A 7053-nucleotide genomic window follows, 5' to 3' on the forward strand; every position below is an offset into this window, starting at 1 on the left:
TCGGCCAGAATCTGTCCGAGCTCGCTTCCACCGCTGCCGTACTGTCGGCCGATGGTAATAACAGAGGCGTATTCAGAGAAATTGGCTGTTGTTTTTGTATTTTTACCAGAAGATTCTTCTTCAGCGGATTTGGCATAATCTTCCGGGAACAGAAGCGGTTTGACGAAAGCCAGAGCTTTGCCGAACTGTCTGGTAATAAAACTGACTAAAAGTGCAGCGATAACAGTACCTTCACGGACGCCATCCAGACGATGAGCCAGTACAAATGAAAGCACAGCGGCAATCACAGCCATGGAAACATCAAAACAGACTTTTGTGCTGCCGAATTCACGGTTCCATGTCTGAACGATGGCACGAACAAAAGATTCGCCGGGCAGCATGACGACATCTGCCAGGACTTCAATATATACGCCGAATCCCAGAATGACACATCCTATCAATAGATAAATAATTTTAGACGGATAAGATTCCGGCTGAACAAAAGCCATCAGAATCATAGTGAAGTCAATGAAATAGCCGAATAAAATGGAAACAGGAATCTGAAGATAGTATTCCGGTTTGAAATTTTTGCGGAGAATCAGCAGCTGCAGAAAAATCAGCAAAAGACTGAAAATAATGGTGAAATTACCGAGGGTCAACGGAAAATTCAGGCTCAGTACATATGGGATAGAAGAAATAGGGGATGTACCGAGATTGGCTTTGGTAATTAGACTTACGCCAAGGGAATTAACGAACAATCCGATAAGAAAGATAATGTAACGTATGAGCTTATTCATGGGTGGTGTCTCCTTTGTTCATTAGATTTTCATATATTTTTGAGAATGTTTCCATAAAAGCGGCCTGCTCTTCAGAGCTGATATTTCTGAAGGCTTTTTTTTCAATAGAAGCAAAATTATCTTCGACCAGATCTTTCAGACGACTGCCTTCATCTGTCATAAAGATATAAAACGTCCTGCGATTGCCGTCCAGCATGCGTCGCTCAATGAGTCCCTTTTCTTCCATGCGATTAAGTACGGAGGTGAGTGAGCCAGGCTCAATATGGCAGGCAGCGGCAATTTCTTTCTGATTGGCGCCGTTGTGATCCCGAAGATAATCCAGAACTTTAGGCTGACCGGAGGTCAGACCGGATGACTTAACCTGTTCCATGAAATTTTTCTGTATCATGGAATGAACGGCCATGGAAAGATAATGAAAAGATAAAGATGACATAAAATAATCCTTTCTTGCGGTAAATCGAAATGAAATCATAAGATTCTGTTTCAAAATGTTATAATTCGAACAATTAGAATTATAACATTCAAAGGCGAGATGTCAATAGAAAATAAAAAAGACAAGCCGGATAGCTTGAAATTCGTAATTAACAGGTCTATAATACTAGAGCAGCTCATAGTTTGGGCTGCTTTTTGTACGCCGAATTTTAAGGCCTGTATAGCCTCGAATGAAAATACAAAGAAAATACAGATGAGATAAAGCATTTTATCTATAGAGAAAGAGTGTGAATAAATGAGTCAGTCTTATGAAATTGATATGTGTCACGGACCGCTGTTTGGAAAGATTATCCGCTTTTCAATTCCATTGATGTTGTCCGGCATTTTACAACTGCTGTTTAATGCAGCAGATATTATTGTGGTTGGCCGATTTGTCGGCAGTACGGCATTGGCTGCAGTGGGATCCACCAGTTCATTGATCAACCTGCTGATTAATCTTTTTATCGGATTTTCTGTGGGTGCCAATGTTCTTGTGGCCCGTTTTCATGGTGCCGGAAGAGATGATGAAGTGAATGAAACGGTACATACAGCTATTACTCTGAGTATGATCAGTGGTATTTTTCTGTTGATTCTTGGCGTGACTGTGACAAGAACACTTCTGATCTGGATGGGGTCACCGGATGATGTTCTGGATCAGTCCAGTTTGTATCTGAAGATTTATTTTTTGGCCATGCCGGCGACACTGCTGTATAATTTTGGCAGTTCTATCCTTCGTGCAGTGGGAGATACGAAAAGGCCGTTGTTCTATCTGGTGACGGCAGGGATTATTAATGTTTTCTTTAATCTGTTTTTTGTTATTGTTTGCCATCTGGGTGTAGCAGGTGTCGGACTGGCAACGGTGATTGCGGAGTATATCTCTGCGGCATTGATCATTCGCTGCCTGATGAGAAGCCAGGGGTGCTGCCATCTGGATCTGCATCAGCTGGGAATTGTTAAAGGTAAATTGCGTCAGATCATGCAGATCGGCCTTCCGGCGGGGATGCAGGGTGTCGTTTTTTCACTGTCCAATGTATTGATTCAGTCATCCATCAATTCCTTTGGTTCCACGGCCATGGCAGGCAATACTGCCTCTATGAATATCGAAAACTTTATTTATATATCCATGAATACTTTTCAGCAGACCGCTATGAGTTTTACAAGCCAGAATTATGGCGCTGGCGAGGAAAAACGAATTCACAAGGTGCTGTTTATATGTCAGGGACTGGTGATATCTGTAGGTCTTATTTTCGGTGTGGGCGCATGGCTTGCCGGAGACACACTGCTGTCTATTTATTCATCGGATCCCAATGTGATTCAGTTTGGAAAGGACCGAATGGCTGTAATCTGTACGGCTTACTTTTTATGCGGCATTATGGATACAATGGTGGGGGCACTCCGCGGTGTCGGTTATTCGCTGATGCCAATGATTGTTTCTCTGATCGGTGCCTGCGGCCTGCGGATTGTGTGGATTTTTACTGCGTTTCAGATTCACAGAAGTCTTTGGATGCTGTATATTTCCTATCCAATTACCTGGATTATTACCGGTAGTGTTCATATTCTTTGTTATATTCTTGTCAGAAGAAAGCAATTACAGACGGTAAAGAATCGGTAAAAATTCAAAAATGATGTGTGTATGAGAAAAAAATCAGTACACATAAGAAATTGAAAATAAATTATGTGTCAAAAATGACACGATATTAGAAATAAAAACACATAAATACAAGAAAAACAAACGATAAAATGGCTGAAAATCCCCATTTTACAGCATGTTAAAAAGTTGGCATATTATTTGCTTAATAATTGGTATAAGAAATTATTTCACAGGTGAAGGGCAGGCATTATGTGAGATAAGGAAAGTGGTTATTCAAAAGAGAGTGGATGATCACAATCAGACAAATAAAAGGGGGATTGCTATTATGAATTTTGGTATTCTTGTGTTATTAATTGCCATTATTCTCTTTGCATTGCTGGCGTTTAAGCAGTTAAGTGCATTGATTCTTGCGCCGGTAGTGACGATTTTCGTATTAATCTGTTCAGGTATTCCGATCATGGAAGGCTTGCAGGATATGTTCATGCCGGCGGCAGCAGATTACGTTTCTAAGTATTTCCTGACATTCTTTGTCGGTGCATTGTTTGGTGCGGTTTACCAGTTTACAGGTGCTGCAGAATCTATTGCACGATTTATCGGCGGCTTATGTCATGGTAAGTTTGTAGCTCCTATTATCATGTGTATCACAGGTATTCTTACTTTTGGTGGTGTCAGCGGTTTCGTTGTATTCTTCGTTATTTATCCGATTGCACTGAACCTTTTCAAGGAATCCAATCTGACAAGACGGCTGATTCCGGCTGCAATTTCAGCAGGCTGCTGGACATGGTCCATGTCAGCACCGGGTTCTCCGTCCATTCAGAATGTTATTGCGATCAAGAGTCTTGGTACTTTATCAACAGCTGCATTTGTACCATCTCTGATTGTATCCATTATTGAATTCCTGTTAATCTTTGTATGGCTGGAATATCGTGCCCGCAAGTTCACAAAGAACGGTTATTATTTTGATGATGCAAGATTAAAGACACAGCTGTCAGCAGAAGATTTGAACATTCAGGGACGTGAAGATTTGCCGCACTGGGTAATCGCATTCATTCCTATTATTCTGATTCTTGTTCTGTTTAATGGCTTTCATCTTGATGTTGTGCCATCTGTATTTTCAGGGGTTGCATTAGCAGCTATTCTGATGTTCAAATTCGTCAAGGGCGGTATTGAACAGTGGGTGAAAGTTTTCAATAAAGGTGCAGCAGACTCCGGTGTTGCCATTCTGAATACAGCCATCGTTGTTGGTTTCGGTGGTGTTGTTAAGAATACACAGGGATTTGCAGATCTTGTTACAGCATTAAAGGGTATGTCAATGCCTCCACTTGTATTCGTTATGATTACAGTTGCTATCTGTGCCGGTGCCTGCGGTTCTGCTTCAGGTGGTATGGGTGTTGCGTTTAACGCTCTGACAGATACATATCTTGCACTTGGTGCAAAATTACCTTACATTCATCGTATCGCTACAATTGCAGCAGGTACACTGGATACTCTGCCTCACCAGGGTGCTCAGATTACATTGCTTGGTATCTGCAAGCTGACACATAAGGAAGCCTACTTTGATATTGCGATTACACAGATTATTATCCCATTTATCACATGTGGTATTTTCATCCTTCTTGCTCAGATGGGATTATAAGAAGTGTTTAGATGCCTGATTTTAGGTGAATTTGAATTGAATGAACAAGCGAATAATTAAAATGTGAATGTTTCAAAAGATGTCTGATGGCAGAATGTTGTCAGGCATCTTTTGTCGTGCTAAAATAAAAGCAGTAATGATTACGAACAGGAGGGATTCATATGAAGGTTTATGAAGGTGCGATTCTGACGTGCGATGCCAATGATCAGGTAGCACGTTATCTTGTAGAAGACGGCGGCAGAATTTTATATGTAGGAGATGAATTGCCGGAAAGATATATCTCTGTTCGTCATGAGCGGCTTGGAAAGAAAGCATTGATTCCGGCCTTCACGGACAGCCATATTCACTTTGCGAGTTTTTCCACATTTCATGCAGGATTGAATGTCATGAATGCTGCCAGTAATGAAGAGATTCTTTCGATGCTGTCTGATTTTGCAAAGAAAAGTGACCAGAAGATGCTGATTGGTTTTGGTGCATCACCCTATTCGGTTAAGGAAAGAAGGCTTGTCAACCGAAATGAGCTGGACCGGGTCTGTCCGGATAAACCGGTTTTCATGGGGAAATATGATGGACATGCCTGCATTGTGAATACGAAACTCTATGAGCAGGTGAAGGATAAAGTGTCGGGGCTTCGTGGCTGCCATGCGGATACAGGGGAAATGAATCAGGAAGCCTTTTTTGCCATTTCGGATTATGTGACGAATTCGATTTCAGTACCACAGTTGTTAAAGAATATGCAGAAAGCCATTGATTATATGGCCTCCAGGGGGATCGGAATGATCCACACGGTAAGTGGGGTGGGGTTTGTCAGAGATCTGGATGTGGATTTGGAGAGATGGTTTGGACGTGGGCTGAATAACGGTATGCAGATGCGTGTCTTTTTCCAGACCATGGATGTGAAGAAAGTACAGAAACGGCATCTGCCGAGAGTGGGCGGATGTTTTGCCACTGCGTTAGACGGCTGCTTTGGTTCAAAGGATGCAGCGCTTCGTGTGCCTTATGAGAACAGCGACAGCAAAGGTGTTTTGTACTACAGTGATGCGCAGGTGGCAGAATTCTGCAAAAAGGCCAATCGTGCCGGACTGCAGATAGAGATGCATGCCATCGGTGATGCGGCTTTTGATCAGGCCACCAGAGCTTTGAAAGCGGCTTTGGATGATTATCCGCGGGAAGATCACAGACATGCCATTATCCATGCCTGCCTGCCGACGAAAGAAGGCATCGATATCTGTGAGAAATATCATATTTTGTTGCCGGTACAGAGCGCATTTATAGATTGGCCTCAGGAACCGGATGAATACCTGGAAGATATTCTTGGCGAGAGAAGTCAGCGGCTGAATCCGCTGCGGACATTTACGGAACATGGCATCATGATGAGTGCCGGTTCGGATGGACCGTGTACCGACCCGGATCCGATTGAATGGATGTATCGTGCCTGCAATCATAGTGTCCCGGAAGAATCCCTGACCGTACAGGAGGCACTTAAAATGTGCACGTATAACGGTTATTATACAACCTTCGATGAAAAAGAACGAGGCAGCCTGGAAACCGGTAAAATCGCAGATATGGTTATTTTATCAGAGAATCCTTATGAGAAAGATGTCAAAAATCTCCGGGATATTCAGGTTAAGCAGCTTCTGCTGCAGGGACGTCCGTACAAGCCATTAAAGGGCAGTGCGATTAGCCAGGTTCTGAAGGGTATGAGAAGCAGGAGCAAAATCTAAATGGACAATTTAACATTAAAAGTTATAGCCAGAATTTATACGGATTTTGGCGAGAAGTTTGGTGTGCCGAGGCAGAGTGGACTGGTTCCTGAACTGACCGGGAAGATAATATTTGAGTCGGAATATCGTGTGCCGGAGGCACTCTCCGGGATAGAGGGTTATTCGTGGCTGTGGCTTTTGTGGGGATTTTCGGAATCACCCAGGAATAAATGGTCACCGATGGTGCGTCCGCCAAGGCTGGGAGGCAACAAAAAAGCGGGTGTTTTTGCCACACGTTCTCCTTTCCGACCGAATCCGGTAGGCATGTCTTCTGTGAAAATAGAGGACATTCAGCTCCAGACAGATGAAGGACCTGTGATCATCGTTTCGGGTATTGACATGATGAACGGCACGCCAATTTATGATATTAAACCCTATCTGCCTCATGTGGACTGTCATCCGGAGGCACTTGGCGGCTTCAGCGGACAGTTCAAGGATTACAGGCTGAAAGTGTCATGTGCTTCGGAATTTCTGATGCTTTTTCCGTCGGATAAACGAGAAGCACTGCTGGGGGTACTGGCCCAGGATCCGAGACCGGCTTATCAGAATGATCCGGAGCGAGTGTATGGCGTTAATTTTGCCGGGCGAAATGTGCAGTTTAAGGTGGATGGTGATCGGCTGACTGTTTGCAGTGTGGATGGATGTACGATATAAGAATTAGGTATTGGCAGGAACATATAGAATTGAAGCAAATGATATGGAATCCTGTGTTTAATAGAATGTGGCCGAAATGAATAAATAACTAAGACTTCCCATACCTAAAATGGGCTTCGCACCTTGAAAATTCAATACTTCAGCTAACAAAATAGCGATTTA

Annotated in this window: 6 protein-coding genes; 4 read left to right on the forward strand and 2 right to left on the reverse strand. The window is 43.0% G+C overall.

Annotation, left to right across the window (positions count from 1 at the left end; translation table 11 throughout):
• Both WMO25_RS12490 and WMO25_RS12495 read right to left on the reverse strand, forming a co-directional pair.
• Positions 1–776: YczE/YyaS/YitT family protein (locus WMO25_RS12490; RefSeq protein WP_349085565.1), on the reverse strand; the 776-nt coding region annotated here is incomplete at its 3' end.
• Positions 769–1248, reverse strand: a complete 480-nt coding sequence (locus WMO25_RS12495) for a MarR family winged helix-turn-helix transcriptional regulator (RefSeq protein ID WP_349085566.1) — start codon at positions 1246–1248, stop codon at positions 769–771. The genes WMO25_RS12495 and WMO25_RS12490, both read right to left, overlap by 8 nt.
• A 255-nt stretch (positions 1249–1503) precedes the next feature.
• Between WMO25_RS12495 and WMO25_RS12500 the strand changes: the two genes are divergently transcribed.
• From WMO25_RS12500 to tsaA, 4 genes are all read left to right on the forward strand, one after another.
• Entirely contained in the window at positions 1504–2859 is a 1356-nt protein-coding gene (locus tag WMO25_RS12500) for an MATE family efflux transporter (RefSeq protein WP_349085567.1), read from the forward strand.
• Positions 2860–3163: 304 nt separating this feature from the next.
• A complete protein-coding gene (locus tag WMO25_RS12505) occupies positions 3164–4474 on the forward strand; it encodes a GntP family permease (protein WP_270258435.1) in 1311 nt (436 codons plus the stop codon).
• Positions 4475–4635: 161 nt separating this feature from the next.
• Positions 4636–6198: an amidohydrolase gene (locus WMO25_RS12510; protein WP_349085568.1), complete on the forward strand. Its 1563-nt coding sequence runs from the start codon at positions 4636–4638 to the stop codon at positions 6196–6198.
• Positions 6199–6891 carry a tRNA (N6-threonylcarbamoyladenosine(37)-N6)-methyltransferase TrmO gene (gene tsaA, locus WMO25_RS12515; RefSeq protein WP_349085569.1) on the forward strand — a complete coding sequence of 231 codons (693 nt, stop codon included), beginning with the start codon at positions 6199–6201 and terminating at the stop codon, positions 6889–6891.
• The last annotated feature ends 162 nt before the right edge of the window (positions 6892–7053 follow it).

It is taken from the genome of Coprococcus intestinihominis (genome assembly GCF_040096555.1).
Taxonomy (GTDB): Bacteria; Bacillota; Clostridia; order Lachnospirales; family Lachnospiraceae; genus Coprococcus_A; species Coprococcus_A intestinihominis.